This is a genomic window from Xanthomonas populi (genome assembly GCF_002940065.1).
Lineage (GTDB): Bacteria > Pseudomonadota > Gammaproteobacteria > Xanthomonadales > Xanthomonadaceae > Xanthomonas > Xanthomonas populi.
This window is the reverse complement of the sequence record NZ_MDEJ01000295.1, coordinates 1-902: the sequence shown is the minus strand read 5'-3', so window position 1 is coordinate 902 and position 902 is coordinate 1. Positions and strand designations below refer to the sequence as shown.

At 58.6% G+C, this 902-nt stretch carries 1 protein-coding gene; it reads right to left on the bottom strand.

Going from position 1 to position 902, the window contains the following annotated elements; genetic code table 11:
* Positions 1-135: 135 nt before the first annotated feature.
* On the bottom strand, positions 136-432 hold the full coding sequence (locus XpopCFBP1817_RS20920; protein WP_425479140.1) for a Rossmann-fold NAD(P)-binding domain-containing protein: 297 nt from the start codon (positions 430-432) through the stop codon (positions 136-138).
* Positions 433-902: the final 470 nt, after the last annotated feature.

Here is a 902-nt window from a genome sequence, read left to right as displayed (position 1 = left end):
TCGCTGATTTTTTGAAGGTATGGTCATCATCCAGTGCGTGTCACCACGGCTACGACTTGGTTGTTCGAGGTGCCCAGAAGCAGTCTCCATAGTCGGATGCACTTGCGACTATCCCAAGACCGGGTTAGGAAAACGTTAGGCCGGCCCGGACCACACGCCTGTGGCGTGGCGATAGGTCTGGCGTTCATTCCAGCTGCGCCAATGCCTGCCGGATCGGCACTGCCCATCAATGAAGCCAACGGTCTTGCCGATGGTGGCCGGCGTTGCCAATGCAGCCGCGATCACCTGCGCCACGTTGCCGCGCGAGACGCCACGGTCGGCATGCGCAGGATTGCGGAACAACGCAGTCACCTGATGCCCACCGCGCACTAATCGCGGGGTGAGCAAACGCACGACCTTGCCGTGGCCGCCAATCAACACGATACGAGACATACACCACTCCAACACCGCCCGCCGCCAGGGCGCGGAGTGCCACAATCCTCGCCAATACGGTGCTAAGGCGATGTTATCGCAGGTGCATGCGTGCATCGATCCTTGGCATCCAGTGCATCCATTCCTCAAGTCGAACAATGCGAGCGTGACCGCAGCGGCGGCTTCGCAGCAAAGCGCATCTTGCTTGGTTGAGAATGCAGATGCGCATCTATGGCCTGTCCTGTTTGCCGGGGGGATTCACTCGCGAAGTGCAAGGGCGGCGTCGTTGAAAAAGACCTCAGAGCCTGTTCAAAGTCTGCGCGAATTATCCGATGGCGGCTTCAACTCTGGATCGCAACACCAACGGTTGTGAAGTGGTCCAGGCGACTTGACCTGAACGACTTCACCGCAAAGTGGAGTTGCCCATGTCATCCAGCCGCCTGGACCTGGCAAAACGATACCGTCTGCATGCGTTATATGAAACCGGCATG

Excerpts from the sequence above, each read along its gene's own strand:
- XpopCFBP1817_RS20920 (WP_425479140.1), bottom strand. The coding sequence starts at position 432 with ATGTCTCGTATCGTGTTGATTGGCGGCCACGGCAAGGTCGTGCGTTTG.